This is a genomic window from Eisenbergiella massiliensis (assembly GCF_003435485.1).
Map to the genome: position 1 here is coordinate 55,152 of NZ_QVLV01000006.1, position 21,894 is coordinate 77,045.

Sequence of the window (21,894 nt, forward strand, 5' to 3'; positions counted from 1 at the left end):
AGGAATGAAGGGAAGAAAAAGTAACAGTTCAGCTGCCAGAACCGTTGCAGGAAAGGAAACTGAGAATGCAGCAGCTGTTGGAAGACATAAAGAAGAAACAGTTCAAACAGGCGTATCTGCTTTATGGGCAGGAGGCTTACCTGAAGAACCAGTACAGGGACAGGCTGAAGGAAGCGCTTGTACAGGAAGGCGATACCATGAATTTCACCGCTTTCAGAGGAAAGGATGTGAATTCCGGCGAAGTGATTGACTTGGCGGAAACCATGCCCTTCTTTGCGGACAGGCGTGTGATTCTGATAGAGGACAGCGGCCTTTTTAAAAAGGGCGGCGAACAGCTGGCGGATTATATGAAGGAGCCTGCTCCGTCCGTGTGCATCCTGTTCATAGAGTCGGAGGTTGATAAGCGCAGCCGGCTGTTTAAGGCTGTCAGGGACTGCGGCTGTGCGGTGGAATTTGCCACACAGGATGAGACTACGCTGAAGAGGTGGATTCTGGGCAGGATTAAGAAGGAGAATAAAACGATTTCTCCTGCGGGCCTGGATTTTTTCCTGCAGAAAACAGGGTCCGACATGGAAAATATCAGCAGGGAGATGGAGAAGCTCTTCTGTTATACACTGAAAAAAGACAGCATTACCGAGGCAGATATAGAAGCGGTATGCACGCATCAGGTAACCAGCCAGATTTTTGACATGGTTGAGGATATTGCGCTGAAGAAGCAGCGGGAGGCGTTGAAGCTGTATTATGATCTGCTGGCGCTGAAGGAACCGCCGATGCGTATCCTGTTCCTGATAGGAAGGCAGTTTAATCTGCTGCTCCAGGTAAAGGAATTGAAGGCAAAGGGCTATGACAACAGGAAAATCGGGGAAAAGACAGGGCTTCACAGCTTTATAGCGGGTAAATACGTAAGCCAGGCTTCCCGTTTTAAAAAGGAAGAGCTGCGTGAAGCGCTGGAAGCGTGCGTGGATACCGATGAGGCGGTAAAAAGCGGGCGGCTGAACGATACGATGGGTGTTGAACTGCTGATTGTAAGGTACAGCTCCGGAGTAAACAAAAACAGCAATGCAGGTTAACTGCATTGAAAATCCGCATTGAAAATCCGTTGCCCACGTTTTGGTAAAAGGTTTCGGATCCTGGACGGGTTTGTGTAAAGACAGCCATTATGGTTCAGGGCAGGCAGTTTTCAGACACACTTCGGAACAGCAAAGGAGAAAAGGTATGAGCGGTATTATTTCTGTAATCATATGGATTGTAATCATGGCGGCTGTATCCGGCGTATTGAAGGGAAAAAGTAACGGTTCGGGGACTAAGGACCGGAATCCCTATAACAAGAACGGCACTACCGTACCGCCGCAGAATACCCGGAACAACGGGAATGCAATGCCGCAGAGCCGCGCGCCACAGCCGGATTATTCCGCAGGTACGGTTCCGGAAAAGCACAGGCACGGTGCAGTGAAAGGAACTCATCAAACACCGCCGGCATCAATGGCAACAGAAAAGCAGGCCAATATGTCAACGACTGATTACCTGCGCCAGAAGGCTGTTCTGGATGAGGCGGATCACCTGCAGGATAAGCGGCAGGAGGAAATGCGGACCAGATGGGAGACTGGCGGTCTGCCTTCTGCACAAAGATTATATGAGGGTGACAGCGTGCCCCAGGGCATGCGGGTGATAAAATGCTCCTACTGCGGTGCGGAAAATCTGGTGCCGCAGGGAAGCAGACAGAAGTATACCTGTTATTTTTGCAGGGAAGAATTATAGGAAAGAGGCGGGAGCCGCTGTAGGGGCGGCGGGACGGTTGCTGGTTAAAAAAGACAATAAAGGCAAAAAGATTTTTCACCGCCCAAGCTGGACGGATTAAATAACATGGGCGCCAAGGTGCGCAGAAGGGAGAAAATTATGAGTAAAATTGATGAAGTAAGAGCGGAAATGGTAGCTGCCATGAAAAATAAGGACAAGGAGAGGAAGGATACGCTTTCCATGCTTCTTGCGGCGCTGAAGAACAAGGCCATTGACAAAAGAGAGGATTTGACGGAAGCGGAAGAAAATGAGGTCATTAAGAAGGAAATCAAGCAGACCCAGGAAACAAAGGATCTGGCTCCCGCAGACAGGGCAGATATTGTAGAGGAATGCGAGAAGCGCCTTGCGGTACTCAGGGAATTTGCGCCGGAGGAAATGAGTGAAGAGGCCATCCGGAAAGAAATAAATGAGGTTCTTGCCGGCCTGGGAATCGTAACGCCAACTGTGAAGGACAAAGGGAAAATTATGAAGGAGCTTATGCCAAGAGTCAAGGGAAAGGCGGACGGCGCCCTTGTCAACAGGCTTGTGGGAGAAGCTCTTGTCCGGCCGTAATATCCGGCTGGCTTCATACCTGCCAGATATGGTTCTCCAACCGATGTTTAATAAAATAACGGCAACTGTAGTGCTGCCGGACAGCTGTAAATAAATCAAAAAATACCTCTGATGGGAAAAATTTCTGTCAGAGGTATTTTTTGATCTTTTTATAAAATACCGCCTGTACAGGAGGCTGTTTAAATGAAATATAACAGGGTATTTTTAGAAGGTTTTTAGAGAAGTATATGTTACGCTTGAATAACTGTTAAACAGGTTAACGCATTTAGCTGTGCAGGCCAGCATGAAGCGCTGGCCGTAACATAAGAAAGCGGTTCAGTAGTGCTAAAATCCATCGCCGAAGGCAATTAGGATGGATATTGGCAATAATTGTGAGGGAGCTAAACATTTACATGCTTTTTATAGTTAAAGCAAAGAATGACAAAATCTTATTGGATTATTTTTTAATGCAATTTAGAAAAAATTTTAAACTTTTTTCCTTTTCGGAGCATCTAATCTATAAACAAACATCATTACCATATAAAAAGTACGACATAATAAGAACTGATATCGGACAGAACAGGTGCCGCAAGGGATAAAAGGGGCGCAGGATGGAGGAAGAATCTATGGCAGAAAGAATTAAAAGCAGAGCGGGTTTGATAGCAGTAACCGTGGTTTTAATCGTGATTTCCGCATTTTGTATAGCAGGTACGGTGAAAGGACAGTCGAGGGATGCCTTCCGTGAGGAGGACGGATATTACAGCCGCCTTGAGGAGGACTACCTGGCTCAGGTCAGGAAGATTTTGAAGGAAGAGGGCTATGCCAATTCGGGGCTGACCCTGACCTTCAGCAGGGACGTGAGGGGAGAGAAGACCTATCTGTTGAAAATCCATAACAGAAGATTTGAAAATCTGGATAAATCAGAGATACAGGGTATTCTTGAACGTATAGGCAAAGTGGAATTCGGTGCGCCGGACTGCAGGATTTATCAGGAATTTTTTTGACAAATCAGTCAGGACACAGTACGGAACATAAGAGATGTGCGGACTGCGGGCATGTTTCAGTTATCTGGACTGTGACAGCTGTAATGAATTTCCTGAATCCCCGGCAATTGGGGAATGACAGAACACAGGTTTTGGGGTATAATAAAGCATAATCGATGCCGGCCGCCGGATAAGGGACCGGCTGTTTTTAATGAATCCGTCTGTCATTAAGGGCGGAGCTGTATAAGCAGATGGGAGAAGCGAAATGGACAGAATCCCCGAACCAAATGAAATTTATCAGCATTTTAAAGGAAATCTCTATCGTATAGTCACGCTTGCCACGCATTCGGAGACCGGAGAGGCTATGGTTGTGTATCAGGCCCTGTATGGTGATTTTCAGGTATTTGTAAGACCTCTTTCCATGTTTGTCAGCGAGGTTGATCACGAAAAGTATCCTCAGGTACAGGCAAAATACCGTTTCACCCTTGTGCCCCAGATTATGGGTAAGCCGTCTGGAGCGCCGGGTGGAGAAACCGGCTCGCCAAAGGCATGTGCGGAGGATTCTCCTGAAGAGGCAGAAGAAGAACTTAATCTGGACCCCATGCTGGTAGAGTTCCTGGATGCTGATACCTATGAGGATAAGCTGAATATTCTGGTGGGGCTGCACAGCCGTATCACGGACGATATGCTCAATACCATGGCGGTTTCCCTGGATCTGGAGCTGGAAGATGGGGAACTTGAGGAGCGCTACATGACGCTTAAGAACTGCATCGTTACTCTGGAAAAATATGAGTGCAACAGGCTCAGATAGAATTTTTTCCGGGTAAAGGCGGCAGCAGTAGAAAGAGCAGCAGTAACAGTCAGGAGAATAACTGTTTTTATGAAATATAAAGATATCGTGAAAGGAACCTTTATAGAACGGCCGAACCGTTTTATCGCTTATGTGGAGATTGACGGCAGGCAGGAGAAAGTACACGTTAAAAATACCGGCAGATGCAGGGAACTGCTGCAAAAGGGCGTCACAGTCTATCTGGAAAAAAGCGGCAACCCCGGACGGAAAACCGCCTACGATTTGGTGGCGGTGGAAAAGGGCGGGCTGCTTGTCAATATGGATTCGGCTGCACCGAATCTGGCTGCCGGGGAATGGCTGGCATCAGGAGGCCTGCTGGCTCCGGTAAAGCTGATAAAGCCGGAATGTACTTACGGGAATTCCCGTTTTGATTTCTATGTGGAATCGGAAGCTGTGAAAATGTGGCTGGAGGTTAAGGGGGTAACATTGGAAACGCAAAGGACGGCGCTGTTTCCGGATGCCCCCTCTTTGCGTGCCCTCAAGCATGTGGAGGAACTCATCCAGGCTAAGGAAAACGGATATGAAGCGGGGATACTGTTCGTGGTACAGATGGAAGGAATCCGCCGTTTTACGCCTAACTGGGAAACGCAGCCTGCTTTTGCCCAGGCGCTTGAACGGGCGCAGGAGGCCGGTGTTGCTATTTACGCCAGAGGCTGTCATGTGACGCAGGACAGCATGGAAATCAGTTATGAGATCCCCGTTGTTCTGAAACCCGAAGCCAAAAAGCAGGAATGTTTCATTCAAACTGCCAAAGGACGAAGTATGGCAGACGGGCCTGCCGTATGCGAAGCGGATAACAATGAAAATCTCTGCGATATTGCGCCGCCGCTGTTGAAATGGTATGATGGACACAGGCGGGTGCTTCCCTGGAGAGAGAATCCGGCGCCTTACCGCGTGTGGGTTTCGGAGATCATGCTCCAGCAGACAAGAGTGGAAGCCGTCAAGCCCTATTTTGAGCGTTTTATGGAGGCGCTTCCGGGAATACCGGAGCTTGCGCAGGCGCCTGAGGACAAGCTGCTCAAGCTGTGGGAGGGACTTGGTTATTACAACCGTGCCAGGAACCTGCAGAAGGCGGCGCAGGCAATTATGGCGGAATACGGCGGCCGGATGCCGGACAGCCGGGAAGAGCTGCTGAAGCTTCCGGGGATAGGCAGCTATACGGCGGGAGCGGTGGCTTCCATCGCATATGGCCGGGCGGTGCCGGCTGTGGATGGCAATGTGCTGCGGGTAATATCCAGATACAGGGCGGACGGCAGGGACATGCTCAATGATAAGGTGAGAAAAAGCGTGGAAGAGGATCTGAAGGCGGTAATGCCAAAGGATCGGCCGGGGGATTTTAACCAGGCGCTGATGGAGCTGGGGGCCATTGTCTGTATTCCCAACGGCGCGCCGAAATGCGGGGAGTGTCCATGGGAAGCCTCCTGTAAGGCGCACATAGAGGGCAGAGAAACAGAATTTCCTAAAAAGGCGGCAAAGAAGGCAAGAAGTATTGAGAAAAAAACGATCCTTGTCATTCAGGATGCCATGAGAGCCGCCATCAGGAAAAGGCCCGCAAAGGGAATGCTGGCCGGAATGTATGAATTCCCGTCGGAGGAAGGGCATCTGAGCCAGGAGGAGGTACTTGCCCTGCTTAAAGAAAAGGGGCTGCATCCTCTGAGGATACAGAAGCTTCCTGATTCCAGACATGTTTTTACCCATAGGGAATGGGATATGATTGGCTATGCGGTACGCGTGGATGAACTGGAGCCCGTAGGGGGAACGCAGGAGGGACTGCTGTTTATTGAGCCTTCCCTGACGGAAAAGGAATATCCCATTCCGTCGGCCTACGCGGCTTATACCGGATATCTGCAGATACGGCTGGGAAATGATAAATTTGAAGAAAAGAAGTGAGGAAGGGACAAAAGCGAAACAGATTCTCCCTTTCTGAAAAGATCGCGGGTGAAACCGCGCAGGCGCCAGGCGCCAGATAGGAGCAGATATGAAACTGTTGTCTATAACAGTACCCTGTTATAATTCTGAAAAATATATGAGGAAATGTATTGATTCCCTGCTTCCGGGCGGAGAGGACGTGGAGATCCTGATTGTGGATGATGGCTCCACAGATGCCACAGCCGCGATTGCGGATGAATATGCGGAAAAGTATCCTGCCATAGTCAAAGCCATCCACAAGGAGAACGGAGGCCATGGCTCAGCGGTAAATACAGGCATTGAGAATGCAGCGGGGCTGTATTTCAAGGTGGTGGACAGCGACGACTGGGTTTCTGATACGGCTTATGGGGAAATCCTTGATAAGCTTACGGAGCTTACAGGCGGCGAGGAAGTCCTGGATATGCTGATCGCCAACTATGTATATGAAAAAGAAGGGGAAAAGCGCAAAAAGGTAATCCGTTACCGCCATGTGCTCCCGGAGGACGAGATTTTTACATGGAATGATGTGCACCGGTTCCATAAAGGACAGTACATCCTTATGCATTCCGTCATTTTCCGTACAAAGCTTCTGAAGGACTGCGGGCTGAAGCTGCCGGAGCATACTTTTTATGTGGACAATCTTTTCGTGTTTGAGCCGCTGCCGTACGTGAAGAAAATGTATTATATGGATGTGAATTTTTACAGGTATTATATCGGCCGCGCGGATCAGTCCGTAAATGAAAAGGTGATGATCGGGAGAATCGATCAGCAGCTGAAGGTAAATAAAATCATGGTGGATTATGTGACTGCCAAAAAGCAGTTTCTGGCAACGCATAAGAAGCTGCGCAATTATATGCTCAACTACCTGGATATCATTACCACGGTGTCGTCAATTATGCTGATTTGTTCCGGAACGGATGAGAATCTGGAAAAGAAAAACGAGCTGTGGAAATATATCAAGCAGAAGGATCCGTTCGTGTTTTTCAGGCTGCGGTATGGGCTACTGGGCAGTTATACCAACCTGCCGGGAAAGGGCGGCAGGAAGATCTCTGTGGAGGGCTATAAGCTCTGTCAAAGGTTCTTCAAATTTAATTAGAGCGGCGCCGTGGCGGAAGAAAAAGGCCTCCCGGGGAAGGGATCTCCTTGCGGTCCTTTGCCGGAGGCGGTCAGGGCGTCGGGCAGGTGTTGGCAGCGCTGCTGTTAGACTGGGCATTGCGATGAGCCTTGGGCGAAAATTGTGTCAGGAAAGCCTTCCACAATTTTAAGTCTCATCTCCATAGTCTAAAAAGCAGCCGCTGCCAACACCTGCCCGACGCCCTGTCCGTCTCCGGCAAAGGACCGCAAGGAGAGCCCCTCCGGGAGGCCTTTTTCTTCCGCCACGGCTGGGGTAGTGGGGACGGAAGGGCAAAAGGGCGGAAGGGCAAAAGGATGGAAGGGCAAGGGTGGTGGAGGAAGTTGTTTAGGAGCGGGCGGGGAGATGGGGGATGTGGTTATAAAAAGGAGGCAGGTAATCTGGTCGGTTACCTGCCTCGCGTATTGTTTTGCTTTAAATATTTTGCATAGAAGCTTTTTTCATAAATCATAAATCAGCGGATTTTATGCGCGGCTCTTGCAGCACGTCTTGCGGTTCTGTATTGTTTCAGGTAGATGAGTACGTCGTAGTGGTAAACGATTCCGTACATGGCTGCGGCCATGACAAAAGCGGTAAGTACGTCGAAGACGGAATGCTGCTTCAGGAACATGGTTGCCAGGATAATGGAAACACAGAGAACCCCGGAGGTTCTGCGCAGCCATTTTTTCCTGCCCAGTTCTGAGCGGGAGAGTGCGAAATGCGCGCCCAGTGAGTTATATACGTGTATGCTTGGCCAGAGATTGGTGGGGGTATCCGTTTTGTAAAGCGAAGCGACCATCTGGGTAAAGATATTGTCCCTGGGCATTACGGCGGGCCTTAAATGGTGTCCGTTGGGGAAAAAGGTGGAGACCAGAAGGAATACCGTCATTCCGGTGCAGAGAAAGATGGCTGTTCTGTAGTAGTCATCCTTATTGTGCAGAGCCAGGTACAGGACAACTGCCGGTACGTAGACAAACCACAGGAAATAAGGAATGATGAAAATCTCGTTAAAAGGAATATAGTTGTCAACCGCCATATGGATTACCTGATATTTCCATATATGTCTTTGCTCCAGCCAGGAGAACCAGGTCATATATACGAAGAAGTATAATGCAAAGGGAAGAATGTGTTTGTATTTTTCATAGATGTTTTTCATAATATTCGCCTCTTTGAAGGTCCCTGGTGTTCATTCCATGTGGGCATTGCCGACGGAACAAAGAACGGGGAGGATCGGATTAGCAGTTAGCGTTAATGTTCATAGTTACTATGTAATCAGGACGGCCGTCTTTCTGAATGGCTCTGCCACTCAGGAAGCATCGGATGTTCATCCGATGGGAATACAGGTGGAAAAGCAGTCCTATAAGCCGGCTTTTGCAACAATATTCCCGCAGGCCTGAGTTGTTACGTTTAATAATAGAAACGGAGCAGCTGCTTTGAACAGCTGACCGTAATATCGTCCGAGCGGCAGGCTACCTCGCCGTCGGTATGGACCCATAAAGGAGCGGAGGTGCGGATATGTATGGTCTGGCCGCCGTAACGCTCCACGCCATTGTAGCGATAGTGCTTTCCCTGAAAAGCGGTGGGAAGGACAAGCAACACCTTCCATTTGGGCACGCCGCTGACCGTACACAGATCCAGCATGCCGTCCGCCGCATCCGCGCCGGGGCAGAAGTAGAAGCCGCCGCCTTCGTAACAGTGGGACATGCAGGCGATAAACATCAGGCCGGGGAGGCGGATGCTTTTTGCCGAAGAGCTGTTTTCATCTATAACCAGCTCAGCGCTGTCTCTTCCTGAGCGCATCAGCTGTTTCAGGGCGATTCCCAGATAGGTTAATTTGCCCAGACCTACTTTATTCAGGAAATCCTTCATGCGTGACTTCATGGCTTCCTGGCATACGCCGGCGTCAAAGCCGATGCCGCAGCTTACGAGGAAACGGCGGTCCGGCGGTACGTCCGCAGGCCGGGAGGCTTCGGGCAGGTATGCTGTATTATAATGAAGAAAACCCACATCCATCCGTTGTTCGCGGGCGGAGGAGAGTATGCGTTCCAGGGCTTCCAGGGGATTCCGGCTGATGCCTGCATCGCGGGCCAGATCGTTGCTGGAGCCAGTGGGGATATAGCTGAACCGCGTCCTGGAAAAATCCGCAATTCCCTGCACCGCTTCGTTGGCGGTTCCGTCGCCCCCCAAAACAACAAGGTGGACGTCCTCTCCTTCCGGAGACAGGGAAGAAGTCAGCTGCCGGGAAAGCTTAACCATGTCGCCCGGGCCTTTTGAAAAAAAGACCTGATAAGGAATCTTCCTTTCCTCAAGGACAGGCTTTATCCGTTCCCAGTATTTCTGCCCTCTCCCGGAACGGGAGGCAGGATTTACCAAAAATGAATACATATGAATCTCCCCGGCTTTCCCTCAAATATTACAGTCCGGCCTCCGGAGGCTGTCCTGTAACCTCATAATTACTGATTTTCTAAGGTTGTATTGTAGCAGAAATGAAATGGCAAGTAAAGTGAAAAAGGGCAACTTAAGAAAAGTATAAGAATAATTTTATATTTGCATTTAATGGAATGTATGCTATAATCATCCCAACGCAATTTAATATATTAACGCGCCGCAACAGATGAATCGTAGCGGACATACTTATGCAGGAGGTAAAAGGATGTATTCTCTGGATGAAGTGAAGAAGACAGATCCGGAAATCGCGCAGGCGATTGTGGATGAGCAGGAAAGGCAGAACAGCCATATCGAGCTGATCGCTTCTGAGAACTGGGTGAGCAAGGCTGTAATGGCGGCAATGGGAAGCGTGCTTACCAACAAGTATGCGGAAGGCTATCCGGCCAAAAGATATTACGGCGGATGTGAATGTGTGGACGAGGTTGAGAACCTTGCCATTGAACGTGCGAAGAAGCTGTTTGGCTGTGATTATGCCAATGTACAGCCCCACTCCGGTGCACAGGCCAACATGGCGGTTCAGTTTGCCGTCCTGAATCCGGGAGATACCGTTATGGGTATGAATCTGGATCACGGCGGACATCTGACACACGGCAGCCCGGTGAATATGTCCGGAAAATACTTCAACATTGTGCCTTACGGCGTGAATGATGAAGGCTTCATCGATTATGACAGAATGAAACAGCTCGCCAGAGAATGCAAGCCTAAAATGATCATTGCAGGGGCTTCCGCCTATGCAAGAACCATAGATTTCAAAGCCTTCAGGGAAGCTGCCGACGAAGTGGGAGCCTGCCTGATGGTGGATATGGCCCATATTGCGGGCCTGGTTGCCGCAGGGCTTCATCCCAGCCCGATCCCCTATGCGGATGTGGTAACGACTACAACCCATAAGACGCTGCGCGGACCCAGGGGAGGCATGATCCTCTGCAATAAGGAAGCTGCAGAGAAGTATAATTTTAACAAGGCTATTTTCCCCGGAATCCAGGGAGGCCCCCTGATGCACGTAATCGCTGCAAAGGCCGTATGCTTTAAGGAAGCGCTCAGTGACGACTTTAAGGTGTACCAGCAGGGAATCATTGATAATGCCCAGGCGCTGTGCAAGGGGCTGATGAGCAGAGGAATCAAAATCGTATCCGGCGGCACGGACAATCACCTGATGCTTGTGGATCTGACTAACTTTGATCTGACGGGCAAGGCGGTGGAGAAGCTGCTTGACGAAGCGCATATTACCTGCAATAAGAACACCATCCCCAACGATCCCAAGTCTCCGTTCGTAACCAGCGGCGTCCGTCTGGGTACGCCGGCCGTTACCTCCAGAGGCATGAATACGGAGGATATGGACAGGATCGCAGAAGCGATTGCACTGGTTATCAAGGGCGGCGAGGCAAAGATTCCGGAAGCGAGAGCGATTGTACAGACATTGACGGACAAATATCCGCTTGTGTAATAAAAAGAGGAGAAATAACGGGGCGGCATGCCCCGTTATTTTTAAGTTGAGGTAATTATGAAAAGTAAAGGAAACACCCGGATTGTATTGAGAAACCTGCGGGATGCAAACGGCATGTTTTCAGAGGATGCGCTTAAGCTCCTGGCGCTTGTGACCATGTTTCTTGACCATGTGGGGGCCGGGCTGCTGAAGTATTTCCTTGTTCACACCATCCCTGAAGGCGGCGCGGCCTGGCAATACTGTGATGCGGCGTATCAGATTCTGAGGACTGTGGGACGTCTGTCCTTTCCCATATATTGCTATCTTTTGCTGCAGGGCTTTCTGCATACAAGGAGCGTGGCCAGGTATGCCCTGCGGCTTTTCCTGTTTGCCCTTTTGTCGGAGGCGCCCTTTGATCTTCTGTTTTATGGAAAAATGACAATGGCGCATCAGAATGTGTTCTGGACGCTTCTGGCCGGGCTGCTGACGATGGCTGCGGTAAGACAGTGCCGGGAGCGGCTGAAGTCACAGGTTTTTGGCGGGCTGTGCAGCGCCGCTGCTGTGGCGGCGGGAATGACGGCGGCCGGACTGCTGCATACGGACTATGGATACAGCGGTGTTTTCCTCATTGTTGTGCTGTATTTGCTGCGCGGGGACAGGAGCCTGCAGTGTATCCTGTCCCCTGCGCTTTTTCTTGCCTCTTATTTTATCGGCGTTCCGCTGGGATTGCGCAGCCTGGAGAATGCGGTGGACAGCCTGGGGATAGAGGGCTTCTGCATTGCCGTATTCCCCCTGATCTATTTATGCAACGGAAAAAGATATATAAAGGGGCATAAATATTTCTTTTATCTCATTTATCCGGTGCATATGCTGATTTTGCTCCTGCTGAGATATTTGCTGCTGTTTTTGCTGTAATGTATAATTGAATGCATATTTATGCAGTGTCAGGCGGATTGTATTTCTAAAAGTACAATCCGCCTGTAAATTTTTGTTGCTTTCCCGGAAACCCTATGCTACAATATCTCTCGGTGACACACAATTGTTTGCAGTGGAAAGACATGATATGATAAGGGCCTGAAGGCATGAAAACAGCCCGGGATACAGGATGAGGAATATGCAGAAGACGAGCGATTATTATGTAGTAAAACAGAAGGCGGTGCCTGAGGTCCTGCTGAAGGTAGTTGAGGCAAAGCGCCTGCTGGAATCAGGAAAAGCGGCGACGATACAGGATGCGGTGGAGAGAGTGGATATCAGCCGGAGCTCTTTTTACAAATATAAGGATGATATTTTTCCGTTCCATGATACCGCACAGGGTACCACAATTACGTTGTCCATGTCAATAGAGGATGAGCCGGGGCTTTTATCGGATGTGCTGAAGGTAATTGCGGATTTCGGGGCGAATATTCTGACAATCCATCAGAGTATCCCCATTAACGGCGTGGCATCCTTAAGCATCAGCGTCCAGGTGCTCAGCACGACGGGAGATGTTTCCAGGATGCTGGAAACCATGGAAGAGCGAAGAGGCGTCCGTAACGTCAAGATATTGGCGAAGGAATAGAATTTCAATAGAATTTCATAAAAGTGGCAAGACGGAGGAAGAGATATGATAAACGTAGCAGTTCTGGGATACGGTACGGTAGGAAGCGGTGTTGTTGAAGTTATTGAGACGAACAAGGATGTCATTGACAAAAGGGCGGGACAGGAGCTGCATGTGAAATATATCCTGGACCTGAGGGATTTTCCCGGAGATCCTTATGAAGACAGGATAGTGCATGATTACAATATCATCCTGAACGACCCTGAGGTATCCATTATATGTGAAACCATGGGAGGCAACGAGCCTGCCTTCACTTTTTCCATGCAGGCCCTGAAGGCCGGGAAGAGCGTCTGCACCTCCAATAAGGAGCTGGTGGCAAACCATGGGGCCGAGCTTATCCGCACGGCGCGTGAGAATGAATGCAACTATCTGTTTGAAGCCAGCGTGGGCGGCGGCATCCCCATTATCCGTCCGCTGAATGTAGCGCTTACGGCAGAACGAATTGAGCTGATTAACGGTATCCTTAACGGAACCACCAATTATATACTGACTAAAATGGCGGAAGAGGGAAGCGATTTTGATTACTGTCTGAAGGAAGCGCAGGATAAGGGCTATGCGGAACGCAATCCCGAGGCCGATGTGGAGGGCTATGACGCTTGCCGTAAAATCGCCATCCTTTCCTCCCTGATGACCGGGAAAACCGTGCGTTACGAGGATATTTACACAGAAGGAATCACGAAAATCACAAAAGAGGATTTCCTCTATGCCAAAAAGATGAATAAATTCATCAAGCTTCTGGCCAAGAGCCGCGAGCTGGACGGCGAATATTATGCCATGGTGGCGCCCTTTATGATCGGGGAGAAGAATCCCCTGCACAGTGTAAATGATGTGTTTAACGCTATTTTCATCAGGGGCAATACCCTGGGTGATTCCATGTATTACGGAAGAGGCGCCGGAAAGCTGCCTACCGCCAGCGCGGTGGTTTCCGATGTGATTGACTGTGCGAAGCACGGACGCAAGCACATCATCTGCATCTGGGAGGAAGAAAAGCTTTCCCTTAAGAGCGTGGAGGATGCTTCCCGGAAATTCTTCGTGCGTGTTTCTGAAGGCTCGGAGGATGCGGTAAAGAAGCTGTTCGGAGATGTGGATAAAATAGAAGCGGAGGGAATAACCGGTGAATACGGCTTTGTGACCCCTGTTATGACGGAAAAGGAATTTGCACAGAAGTCGGCGGAGCTTCCCGGATTTATCAGCCGGATCCGCCTGGAAGAGGACTAGAATGTATGGCAGGCCGCGGCAGGCGGCGGAATCGAGGAATGAATGAAATATGTGGTGGTGCTGGGAGACGGGATGGCAGATGAGCCCATCTCCCGGCTGAACGGAAAAACCCCTTTATCGTATGCAAAGACGCCGGCGCTTGATGCGCTCAGCAAAAAATCCGAAATCGGCATGGTAAGCACCATACCTGAAGGCATGAAGCCCGGCTCCGACACGGCGAACCTGTCGGTAATCGGCTATGATCCCAGGAAATATTATTCGGGCCGTTCTCCGCTGGAGGCATTGAGCATCGGGGTTCCCATGCAGGATACGGATATCGCCATGCGGTGTAATATAGTAACGCTTTCCGAGGAAGAGGGAATCCCTTTTTTCAAAAGGAGAATCCTGGATCACAGCTCCGGGGAAATCAGTACGGAGGATTGCGCGGTGCTGCTTCATGCCGTGATGAAGAAACTGGATCGTGACCCTTATCATTTTTATGTGGGAACCAGCTACCGCCACTGCCTGATTTGGCAGAACGGCGAGGTGGAAGAGCTGACGCCCCCGCATGATGTGCTGGGCAGGGAGATAGCCCCTTATCTGCCGGCTGACAGAATGCTTTATGAAATGATGGAAAAAAGCTATGAGATTTTAAAGGATCATCCTATTAATAAGGAACGCAGGAAAAACGGGTTGAACCCCGCCAACTGCTGCTGGTTCTGGGGAGCGGGAACCAGGCCCGCACTTCCCTCCTTCCAGGAGAAAACCGGGAAAAAGGGCATCATGATATCCGCGGTTGACCTGCTGAAGGGGATTGCCGTGGGCGCGGGGATGGATGTGGCGCAGGTGGAAGGAGCCACCGGCGGTTTACATACGAATTATGAAGGAAAAACGCAGGCGGCGGTGGACGCCCTGATAAAGGACGGCTATGATTTTGCCTATATTCATATAGAAGCGCCGGATGAGATGGGCCACCAGGGCAGCGTGGAAAAGAAGCTGCAGGCCATCGAATATCTGGATGCAAGGGTGGTTGGACCGCTGACGGAAGCCCTTGACAGGAGCGGAGAGGCTTACAGGCTTCTGGTCATGCCGGATCATCCCACGCCGATAAGGATAAGGACCCATACGGCGGAAAGCGTGCCCTATCTTTTGTACGACAGCACCAGCCCGCAGAAGAATGACTGGAATTATAATGAAGCAGAGGCTATCCTGAGTGGGAATTTTATCCCTGAAGGGTATAAGCTTATGGATAAATTCCTGGAAATCAAACAGAAGATGCATCTGTAAAAAGCCCTTGCCGGCGCCCGGCCGCCGGTCTGGTCCCAAAGCATAAAAAAGAAAGGAAAAAAACGCCGTATCAGGAGGCGTGAGGATAGGTTATTATTATGAAGGTTGTGAAATTCGGAGGAAGCTCCCTTGCCAGCGCTGAACAGTTTATAAAGGCAGGCGATATCATCAATTCTGACAAGGAAAGGAGATTTGTGGTGCCCTCCGCTCCCGGGAAACGCAGCAAAAAGGATACCAAGGTAACGGATATGCTGTATGCCTGCTATGCCGCCGCACAAGAGGATCAGCCCTTTCAGGATCAGCTGAAGGCGATTGAAGCAAGATATGAGGAAATTATCAAGGGGCTTTCCCTGGAACTGTCCCTGAAGGAAGAATTCAAAGTCATTTTAGATAATTTTAAGAAAAAAGCGGGAAAGGATTATGCAGCTTCCAGAGGAGAATATCTGAACGGCATCATCATGGCGGCCTATCTGAAATTTACTTTTATTGATGCGGCGGAAGTGATTTTCTTTGACGAGGACGGGAATTTTGATCCGTACAAAACGGATAAGGTGATGTCTGCAAGACTGGAAAAAGAAGAGTATGCGGTAATTCCCGGTTTTTACGGCGCTATGCCGGACGGTACTGTCCATACTTTTTCCAGGGGAGGTTCCGATATTACGGGCTCCATTGTGGCAAAGGCTGTTCATGCGGAGGTTTATGAAAACTGGACTGATGTTTCGGGCTTCCTGATTGCGGATCCCCGTATCATCCCCAACCCCGTAGGCATCGATACCATCACCTATAAGGAGCTGCGGGAGCTTTCCTATATGGGGGCAACGGTTCTCCATGAGGACGCTATTTTCCCTGTAAGAAAGGAAGGGATTCCCATCAATATCCGCAATACCAATGCGCCGGACGATAACGGAACATGGATTGTGGAAAGCACCTGTCAGAAATCCAAATTCGTCATTACGGGAATTGCAGGAAAGAGGGGCTTCTGTTCCGTCAATATTGAAAAAGACATGATGAATGCGGAAATTGGCTTTGGCCGCAAGGTGCTCCAGGCCTTTGAGGACAGCGGCATTTCCTTTGAACATGTGCCTTCAGGCATCGACACCATGACAGTTTTCGTGCATCAGGATGAATTTATGGATAAGGAGCAGAAGGTGGTGTCCGCCATCCACCGTCTTGCCCACCCGGATACCATTGATATTGAATCCGATCTGGCCCTTATTGCAGTTGTGGGCCGCGGCATGAAATCCACAAGAGGAACGGCCGGCAGAATCTTTTCCGCCCTTGCCCATTCCAATGTTAACGTAAAAATGATTGATCAGGGCTCCAGCGAGCTGAATATCATCATCGGCGTAAGAAATGAGGACTTTGAAACGGCAATCCGTGCGATTTATAATATGTTTGTGCTGGTTCAGATTTAACATACGGATTTGATACAGGCAGTCTAAAAAGAAGAAAGCGTGAAATTCCATGGCTCACGGCCGGAATTTCACGCTTTTTGTGCCTGGGGGCATTCAGATGCCGCGGCTGCGCTCATTTATTCTGCATCTGTTTCAACTTTTTCAGAACCCAAGATCCTCGGCAACCAGGAATACCTTAATCCGGCCTGTATGGCCGCTGCGCCTTGTTATAACAAGCTGGTTGCAGAAACAATCGGGAGACAGACAGTCTTCGCATTTCCCCGTGGCTGCGCAGGGCGTTTGGCGGTTCAGGCGGACGGCATTGGGCGGGCAGGCCATGGTGCGGACACGTTGGACGGCGCTTTCCAGGGAAGCTGTCACCTTATTCATCCCCACAATGAGCATCACGTGCCTGGGGCCGTGAATCAGGCAGCCCACCCGGTTCCCGTTTCCGTCAAAGTTCACAAGCTCCCCTTCATAGGTAATTGCATTACTGCTCATAAAATAGTAATCGGACATAACGGTCCGGGCATAGATTTCACGCTGTTCCTCCGGTGTTTTGGCTTCAGAACGGTCAATCAGCCGGTAATTTCCCTGCTTCAGCGCATCCATCATCCCGCTCTCCTGTACGGAAGCGCTTCCGCCCCAGGATACAACGCTGCCTTCCGGCATCATCTCAAGTATTGCCCTGACACAGGAAGCGCTGTCTTCGAAAAAGTACCCTTCCATATTCCTTTTTTTCAGATTGGCGATAATCCCCTCACAGGCCCTGGCAAAGGCTGTTTGTCTGTTGTCCATATGTAACCCTCCGTTCCGCCGCCGTATAACCGGCGGCAATTGTTATTAATGATAGTGTAAGGCGTAAAAAGAGCATTGTCAATTTATGTGGGGATAGGGAATAGAAGAACAAGAAATTGAATTGTCAGACAATTCATATAATTATATACAATATACATATAATTAAAGCTTATTTTTATTGAAAATGGAAAAATAACATTTTTTATTAAAAAAGACAAAAAATATATTGACAATTCTTATTTATACAGATATAATGAAGTCACAAACAAGGAAGAAACAAAAAAATATAGAGGAAAGGAAGGTACAGACCACCGAAAACATAAACTTTAATCTCTAAAAACAAAATTTTTAAAGAAATAATCAGACAGCGAAACACAACTTAATAAGGAAAGCCTTAAAGATTGTTCGATAAGAGAAAAGGATTTTCTTTCACGAGAAGGACTTTAGATTGAAGGAATCGTGGTTATCTGACAGGCTGGTAACTGTAAAAAAGATTCTTTTGAGAACGAGAAAATTTCTGACAGCAAAGAAAATTATCTTTAGTTTAAAGAAACGACATAAGCCGACATCTTTAGTTTAAAGAAAAGGTTCTGAGAGCCAAGGAAACAGTATCCTTAGTTGAAAGAAGTAATTTATTATAGATGGCAGTCAGATAAACAAAAAGAGCCGTCATTTTAAAGAAATCCGGGAGAGAAAAGAATAGAATCTTTAAGAACAATAAAATATATACTTTAAGGACGATGCTAAGGACCGAAGCAGAACGAGTACACTTACTTGAGTGACGAAGAATCATCATAGAAATAAGATGAATACCGTTGCAGTACACGAGTACAAAGAGTAGGAAGAGTGGAAAGAAAAGCGGAGGAGAAAAATGGAGGAAGAGGCCATTGGATAGCATAGTTTAGGAGCGGGTGTCAAGAATGAAAAATGATTGATACCCGCTTCTATTTGTGGTACTGTTAAAACAGAAAATCCAGAGTTGGTAATTCAAGAATAATAATTCAGAGTTCGCATAAGCCTGAGGACTCTCATATTGCTGGCGGGGCGCTGCTTCGGCGGCTCCAAATCAGGCGGCTGCAAAGAATGAATCAGTTAAGTTATGTAAAGGGGTATTGGAATGAACCGGAGAGACATGCGGAGAAAAAGAAGGGTCAGAAACCAGATTATATCATATATTGTGGCAGTGCTGATTCTGGCCGGAATCGTGACGGGCGGAGTGATGGGGATCCGGTCGATAGCCAGCGCCATGGAGGAGAAAAAAGCGGCGGAGGAATCTCAGGCGCAGGCGGAATCTCTGGCTCAGGAGGAAGCAATGATGCAGTCGCAGACGGAGAATGAAACAGGAGAAGCACAGACGGAGCCGCCGGTTGAGAATGTTCCATCTAAGGAAGAACTGCTGGAGGAACTGGTGGAATCCTGTGTAGCCAATATGAGCCTGGAGGATAAGGTGGCTGGTTTGTTCATAGTTACGCCGGAGCAGCTGACCGGAGTAACTAAAGCGGTTCAGGCAGGTTCAGGTACGGAGGAGGCCCTGAAGAAATATCCGGTAGGGGGCCTCGTATATTTTGCGCAGAATATTCAGTCCGCAGAACAGCTGAAGGAAATGCTTTCCAAGACGGCCGGTTATGCGACCTATCCTCTTTTCCTGGGAGTGGATGAAGAGGGCGGCAGTGTCGCCAGAGTGGCGGATCAGCTGAAGCTGACCAATGTGGGACCGATGGCGGATATTGGAGCGGGCGGTGACGCATCCGCTGCATATACGGCGGGACAGACAATTGGCACTTATCTCGGAGAATATGGCTTCAATCTGGATTTTGCGCCGATAGCGGACGTATTGACCAATCCGGACAATAAGGTGATTGGGGACAGAGCCTTCGGCAGCGATCCGGCAGTGGTGTCCCAGATGGTTGCAAGCGCCGTACAGGGACTGCAGGATACGGGGATAAGCGCCTGCATCAAGCATTTCCCAGGACATGGAAATACGTCGGGGGATTCCCATGAAGGCTCTGTGAAAACGGACAGGACGCTGGAAGAAATGCAGGCGGCGGAGTTCCTGCCTTTCCAGGCCGGGATTGATGCCGGGACGGATATGGTGATGGTAGGCCATATTTCGGCGCCGGGTCTGACGGACGGGGATGCGGAACCGGCATCCATGAATGAGAAGATCATTACGGATATTTTAAGAAAACAGTTGGGTTATAACGGCATTGTAATTACAGATGCCATGAATATGTCTGCCATTTCCGAATATTATGCGGCGGATGAGGCGGCAATAAAGGCTTTGAAGGCAGGCGCGGATATGATACTTATGCCGGAGGATTTCGTGAAGGCGTACGAAGGCGTTGTGGCGGCGGTTAAGGATGGGACGATTGATGAAAACCGTATCAATGACTCGCTCAAGAGAGTGTACCGGGTGAAGTATGCGGGGACGCTGGAGGAGTAGAGCGGAGCGGCGGGTGCCCTGAGGCAGCAGGCGGCAGGCCGTAAGCCGTAATAATGGAACCGGCCGGACAGCAGAAATAAAAAAATAAAAAAATTTAAAAATATAGTTGACAACAAATTAAGTTTATTGTATAGTAATACTTGCCCGTTGGACAGACGGGCAGGTACATCACAAAAGGATATATTGAGTGATGTCAGAATGCGATAGTGGCGTAGTTGGTAACGCGCGACCTTGCCAAGGTCGAGACCGCGGGTTCGAGCCCCGTCTATCGCTCTCACAGAACAAAAAGATAACGGCTTCCGGAAATCGGACAGCCGTTATTTTTTAATTGCCGTTTAATTTATTCTTAAATCTTTCTGAATCCGATTCAGTTTTCGGCAGGTTGTATGCTATACTAAGCATGTTTGAATTTTGCTGAAAGCATGCTTGCAGACGATAGACGATGGGAATGAGTTTCCAAACATGCTTTGCGTCACGGATAACAGGGCTTATTGCTGTCTGTAAGGCCGGAGCGGAATTAATATAGAGCTGCGGCGGTTCCGCCGCGGAAGATAAAGGAGGCTGCCAGTGGGTAAAGAATCCGGTAATGAAATGGAGCAGATCCAGAGAAGCCTTGAGCAGTTTCTGGATCGGGAAGTGGCCAGGTATGAAAAACAGGAAAGCAGGAATACAGAACGCAGTTATATTGCCGGGGAAGAATATCCGGAAGAATACTCTGGCGAAGAGTATCCGGAGGATGAGTATCCCGAAGATGAGTATCCCGAAGATGGGTATCTAGGAGAAGAATACTCCGAAGAAAAGTATCCTGAAGACGAATACCCGGATGAAGATTATTCTGCAGAAGATTATTCAGGCAACGAATATCCTGAAGATGAATCCCATGAAGAGGAATATGCCAACCGGCGTTATCGGAGGGACCCATTTCCGGAGGAGGAGTATGGGTACAACCCGCAGGAAAGATACGTAAGACACGGGAAAAAAGAAGCAAAACGGAAGAACGCGGGCCCAAGTTTCCCGGACCGGACCGGGCCGGAACTGGGGAAGCCCCCGAAGAAGCAGAAACCTGAGAAAGAAAAGGGCGGCGGAATGAAAGGAAATAAAGGTGCTTCCGGAAAAAAGAAAAATTCCGGCGGAAAGAAAAAGTCAGGCTTCAGGAAATTTCTCACCCTGCTTATTGTGCTTCTGGCGGTGCTGGGAGGAATCTGGTATGTAATGGTTGGACATATATATGGCAAAATGAGGTACGGCCGTGTGGAAACGCTGGCAGGTGAGCCGCTGAAGGAACAGGGTGTGGTGAACATCCTGCTTATAGGAAGCGATTCCCGGACAGCAGGGGATGAAGGAAGATCGGATGCCATGATACTTCTTTCCATCAGTGATAAGACGAGGACGATTCATATGACCTCCCTGCTGCGTGATATGTATGTGGATATTCCGGGAAGAGAGGGCAACCGTCTGAACGCGGCCTATTCCTTCGGCGGGCCCGAGCTTCTTCTGGAGACGGTGAAGCAGAATCTGGGAATCGATGTGAACCGTTATGCGGTAGTGAATTTCCAGGCATTTGCCAACCTGGTGGATGCGGTGAACGGGGTGGATATGGAACTGACCAATGATGAAGTGAAGTGGGTCAACGCTTACCTGAATGAGTATAATGAGCTTCGCGGCATGCCGATAGATACCGATTATCTGGATACTTCCCTGAGCGGGACGATTCATCTGAACGGCCCTCAGGCGCTTGCTTACAGCCGCAACCGGTTTATTGGTACGGATTTTGGCAGGACGGAGAGACAGAGGAAGGTGCTTGCGGCTGTAATGAAAAAGCTTCCGGCAGCCGCGGTGACGAATCCGGGCGGCCTGATTGACGGCCTGTTCCCGAACCTGACAACCAACCTGACGCAGGCAGAATGTATGCGCCTGAGCCTGATGGCGGGTAAGCTGCTCACCTATGAGCTGGTGCAGGAGAGCATCCCGCTGGAAGGGACTTATTCGAATGCAAGCATCCGGGGCATGGATGTTCTGCAGGTGGATTTTGATAAAAACAGCGCCTATCTCCGTGCGCAGCTTTACGGGGAGAAAGCACAGTAAAATATAATAAACAGCAGTAAAATATAAAAATAAACAAAGGAG

General features: G+C 49.3%; 18 protein-coding genes and 1 tRNA gene. 16 read left to right on the plus strand and 3 right to left on the minus strand.

Translation table 11 applies throughout. From position 1 onward, the window contains the following. Nucleotides 1-65: 65 nt before the first annotated feature. The 7 genes from holA to DXC51_RS10350 all read left to right on the plus strand — a co-directional run bounded on the left by holA (nt 66) and on the right by DXC51_RS10350 (nt 7,165). Nucleotides 66-1,070 (plus strand): DNA polymerase III subunit delta, encoded by a 1,005-nt coding sequence (gene holA / locus DXC51_RS10315; protein WP_025490720.1) that lies wholly within the window; start codon nt 66-68, stop codon nt 1,068-1,070. A 145-nt stretch (nt 1,071-1,215) separates the two neighbouring features. Next, nucleotides 1,216-1,758 carry a hypothetical protein gene (locus tag DXC51_RS10320; RefSeq protein WP_025490721.1) on the plus strand — a complete coding sequence of 181 codons (543 nt, stop codon included), beginning with the start codon at nt 1,216-1,218 and terminating at the stop codon, nt 1,756-1,758. Between the two features lie 138 nt (nt 1,759-1,896). Further along, nucleotides 1,897-2,349, plus strand: coding sequence for a GatB/YqeY domain-containing protein (locus DXC51_RS10325; protein WP_025490722.1), 453 nt, complete (start codon nt 1,897-1,899; stop codon nt 2,347-2,349). 605 nt (nt 2,350-2,954) lie between these two features. After that, nucleotides 2,955-3,332: a hypothetical protein gene (locus tag DXC51_RS10335; RefSeq protein WP_025490724.1), complete on the plus strand. Its 378-nt coding sequence runs from the start codon at nt 2,955-2,957 to the stop codon at nt 3,330-3,332. A gap of 244 nt (nt 3,333-3,576) precedes the next feature. Then, nucleotides 3,577-4,122 (plus strand): DUF1653 domain-containing protein, encoded by a 546-nt coding sequence (locus DXC51_RS10340; protein WP_025490725.1) that lies wholly within the window; start codon nt 3,577-3,579, stop codon nt 4,120-4,122. Between the two features lie 69 nt (nt 4,123-4,191). Further along, nucleotides 4,192-6,051 carry an A/G-specific adenine glycosylase gene (gene mutY, locus DXC51_RS10345; RefSeq protein WP_117530600.1) on the plus strand — a complete coding sequence of 620 codons (1,860 nt, stop codon included), beginning with the start codon at nt 4,192-4,194 and terminating at the stop codon, nt 6,049-6,051. An 88-nt stretch (nt 6,052-6,139) separates the two neighbouring features. Then, nucleotides 6,140-7,165, plus strand: coding sequence for a glycosyltransferase family 2 protein (locus DXC51_RS10350; protein ID WP_025490726.1), 1,026 nt, complete (start codon nt 6,140-6,142; stop codon nt 7,163-7,165). A 490-nt stretch (nt 7,166-7,655) separates the two neighbouring features. Here DXC51_RS10350 and DXC51_RS10355 read toward each other — a convergent pair whose 3' ends face one another. Continuing rightward, nucleotides 7,656-8,336, minus strand: coding sequence for a phosphatase PAP2 family protein (locus DXC51_RS10355; protein ID WP_025490727.1), 681 nt, complete (start codon nt 8,334-8,336; stop codon nt 7,656-7,658). Nucleotides 8,337-8,587: 251 nt separating this feature from the next. After that, the gene (locus tag DXC51_RS10360) at nt 8,588-9,565 is read right to left on the minus strand and encodes a diacylglycerol/lipid kinase family protein (protein WP_117544464.1); all 978 of its coding nucleotides are present in this window, start codon (nt 9,563-9,565) and stop codon (nt 8,588-8,590) included. Nucleotides 9,566-9,833: 268 nt separating this feature from the next. Between DXC51_RS10360 and glyA the strand changes: the two genes are divergently transcribed. The 6 genes from glyA to DXC51_RS10390 all read left to right on the plus strand — a co-directional run bounded on the left by glyA (nt 9,834) and on the right by DXC51_RS10390 (nt 16,547). Further along, nucleotides 9,834-11,072, plus strand: a complete 1,239-nt coding sequence (glyA, locus tag DXC51_RS10365) for a serine hydroxymethyltransferase (RefSeq protein ID WP_025490729.1) — start codon at nt 9,834-9,836, stop codon at nt 11,070-11,072. A 57-nt stretch (nt 11,073-11,129) separates the two neighbouring features. Continuing rightward, nucleotides 11,130-11,966 (plus strand): TraX family protein, encoded by an 837-nt coding sequence (locus DXC51_RS10370; protein ID WP_117530602.1) that lies wholly within the window; start codon nt 11,130-11,132, stop codon nt 11,964-11,966. A gap of 199 nt (nt 11,967-12,165) precedes the next feature. Further along, nucleotides 12,166-12,609, plus strand: a complete 444-nt coding sequence (locus DXC51_RS10375) for an ACT domain-containing protein (protein ID WP_025490730.1) — start codon at nt 12,166-12,168, stop codon at nt 12,607-12,609. Between the two features lie 45 nt (nt 12,610-12,654). After that, on the plus strand, nt 12,655-13,866 hold the full coding sequence (locus DXC51_RS10380) for a homoserine dehydrogenase (RefSeq protein WP_117544465.1): 1,212 nt from the start codon (nt 12,655-12,657) through the stop codon (nt 13,864-13,866). Nucleotides 13,867-13,908: 42 nt separating this feature from the next. Continuing rightward, nucleotides 13,909-15,132, plus strand: coding sequence for a cofactor-independent phosphoglycerate mutase (locus tag DXC51_RS10385; RefSeq protein WP_117544466.1), 1,224 nt, complete (start codon nt 13,909-13,911; stop codon nt 15,130-15,132). Between the two features lie 95 nt (nt 15,133-15,227). After that, on the plus strand, nt 15,228-16,547 hold the full coding sequence (locus DXC51_RS10390; RefSeq protein ID WP_025490732.1) for an aspartate kinase: 1,320 nt from the start codon (nt 15,228-15,230) through the stop codon (nt 16,545-16,547). Nucleotides 16,548-16,688: 141 nt separating this feature from the next. Here the strand turns inward: DXC51_RS10390 and DXC51_RS10395 are convergent, their stop codons facing one another. Then, nucleotides 16,689-17,324 (minus strand): lactate utilization protein, encoded by a 636-nt coding sequence (locus DXC51_RS10395; protein ID WP_117544467.1) that lies wholly within the window; start codon nt 17,322-17,324, stop codon nt 16,689-16,691. 1,117 nt (nt 17,325-18,441) lie between these two features. On the opposite strand from DXC51_RS10395, the gene DXC51_RS10400 reads away from it, so the two are divergent. The 3 genes from DXC51_RS10400 to DXC51_RS10410 all read left to right on the plus strand — a co-directional run bounded on the left by DXC51_RS10400 (nt 18,442) and on the right by DXC51_RS10410 (nt 21,852). Then, entirely contained in the window at nt 18,442-19,767 is a 1,326-nt protein-coding gene (locus tag DXC51_RS10400) for a glycoside hydrolase family 3 protein (RefSeq protein ID WP_117544468.1), read from the plus strand. A 200-nt stretch (nt 19,768-19,967) separates the two neighbouring features. Further along, nucleotides 19,968-20,040, plus strand: a tRNA-Gly gene (locus DXC51_RS10405). 294 nt (nt 20,041-20,334) lie between these two features. After that, entirely contained in the window at nt 20,335-21,852 is a 1,518-nt protein-coding gene (locus DXC51_RS10410; RefSeq protein ID WP_117544469.1) for an LCP family glycopolymer transferase, read from the plus strand. The last annotated feature ends 42 nt before the right edge of the window (nt 21,853-21,894 follow it).

What these genes read in the sequence shown, in the direction of transcription:
- holA (WP_025490720.1), top strand. Translation starts at nt 66, where the DNA reads ATGCAGCAGCTGTTGGAAGACATAAAGAAGAAACAGTTCAAACAGGCG.
- DXC51_RS10320 (WP_025490721.1), top strand. Translation starts at nt 1,216, where the DNA reads ATGAGCGGTATTATTTCTGTAATCATATGGATTGTAATCATGGCGGCT.
- DXC51_RS10325 (WP_025490722.1), top strand. Translation starts at nt 1,897, where the DNA reads ATGAGTAAAATTGATGAAGTAAGAGCGGAAATGGTAGCTGCCATGAAA.
- DXC51_RS10335 (WP_025490724.1), top strand. Translation starts at nt 2,955, where the DNA reads ATGGCAGAAAGAATTAAAAGCAGAGCGGGTTTGATAGCAGTAACCGTG.
- DXC51_RS10340 (WP_025490725.1), top strand. Translation starts at nt 3,577, where the DNA reads ATGGACAGAATCCCCGAACCAAATGAAATTTATCAGCATTTTAAAGGA.
- mutY (WP_117530600.1), top strand. Translation starts at nt 4,192, where the DNA reads ATGAAATATAAAGATATCGTGAAAGGAACCTTTATAGAACGGCCGAAC.
- DXC51_RS10350 (WP_025490726.1), top strand. Translation starts at nt 6,140, where the DNA reads ATGAAACTGTTGTCTATAACAGTACCCTGTTATAATTCTGAAAAATAT.
- DXC51_RS10355 (WP_025490727.1), bottom strand. Translation starts at nt 8,336, where the DNA reads ATGAAAAACATCTATGAAAAATACAAACACATTCTTCCCTTTGCATTA.
- DXC51_RS10360 (WP_117544464.1), bottom strand. Translation starts at nt 9,565, where the DNA reads ATGTATTCATTTTTGGTAAATCCTGCCTCCCGTTCCGGGAGAGGGCAG.
- glyA (WP_025490729.1), top strand. Translation starts at nt 9,834, where the DNA reads ATGTATTCTCTGGATGAAGTGAAGAAGACAGATCCGGAAATCGCGCAG.
- DXC51_RS10370 (WP_117530602.1), top strand. Translation starts at nt 11,130, where the DNA reads ATGAAAAGTAAAGGAAACACCCGGATTGTATTGAGAAACCTGCGGGAT.
- DXC51_RS10375 (WP_025490730.1), top strand. Translation starts at nt 12,166, where the DNA reads ATGCAGAAGACGAGCGATTATTATGTAGTAAAACAGAAGGCGGTGCCT.
- DXC51_RS10380 (WP_117544465.1), top strand. Translation starts at nt 12,655, where the DNA reads ATGATAAACGTAGCAGTTCTGGGATACGGTACGGTAGGAAGCGGTGTT.
- DXC51_RS10385 (WP_117544466.1), top strand. Translation starts at nt 13,909, where the DNA reads ATGAAATATGTGGTGGTGCTGGGAGACGGGATGGCAGATGAGCCCATC.
- DXC51_RS10395 (WP_117544467.1), bottom strand. Translation starts at nt 17,324, where the DNA reads ATGGACAACAGACAAACAGCCTTTGCCAGGGCCTGTGAGGGGATTATC.
- DXC51_RS10400 (WP_117544468.1), top strand. Translation starts at nt 18,442, where the DNA reads ATGAACCGGAGAGACATGCGGAGAAAAAGAAGGGTCAGAAACCAGATT.